The following is a 573-nucleotide window of genomic DNA, read 5'->3' as shown; positions in this document are numbered from 1 at the left end:
GTTGGTGGGGCGTTGGGGGGGCCAGCCCCCGCGGCAGGTGCGGCGTGCGGGGCGGGGATCCGGAAGGTATACGGCATGCTGGGCGACGCGCTTGGACCGTCGGGCGGGTTCACTCCGGCCGCGACGCGGATCCTGGCAGAGGACGCGGCCAAGGCAGGAGGCGTGCCGCAGATCCGGTGCCGCATGGGCGGGCTTGGATCCGATGCGATGCTGGTCGATGCCTCGCCATCATTCCAAGGGCAGGCGCAGGGCCTCGCAGTCCGGCCGGAGACCCGGCAGGCCGTGACGGCGCCGATCGTGTCGCGTGCCGAAGGCATGACGGACCGCCTCGCCACGGACATCAACGGCGCCTTCGGCCCCGCCATCAGCCCGCAGGCCGCCACCAATACCTTCGCGGCAATGCGTCAGGTCCCGAACCAGTCGATCGGTGATGCCGTGCGTGGCGCAGGCCCGATCGACACGACGGACGTGCTGACGAACCTCGCGGACCGGCTGCGCACCGCCGAGGGACCGCAGCGTGCCGCGCTGAACCAAGCCCGCGGCATGCTGATGACCGAGCACCCGATGACCGGC

The 573-nt window shown here is 71.9% G+C and carries 1 pseudogene; it reads left to right on the top strand.

Annotation, left to right across the window (positions count from 1 at the left end):
* Nucleotides 1-75: 75 nt before the first annotated feature.
* Nucleotides 76-573 (top strand): annotated as a pseudogene (locus MKK82_RS24575) (hypothetical protein); the annotation flags it as partial.

This window comes from Methylobacterium sp. E-046 (assembly GCF_022829625.1).
Taxonomy (GTDB): domain Bacteria; phylum Pseudomonadota; class Alphaproteobacteria; order Rhizobiales; family Beijerinckiaceae; genus Methylobacterium; species Methylobacterium longum.
The sequence above is the reverse complement of the archived record's forward strand: the minus strand, read 5'-3'. Positions and strand labels throughout refer to the sequence as shown.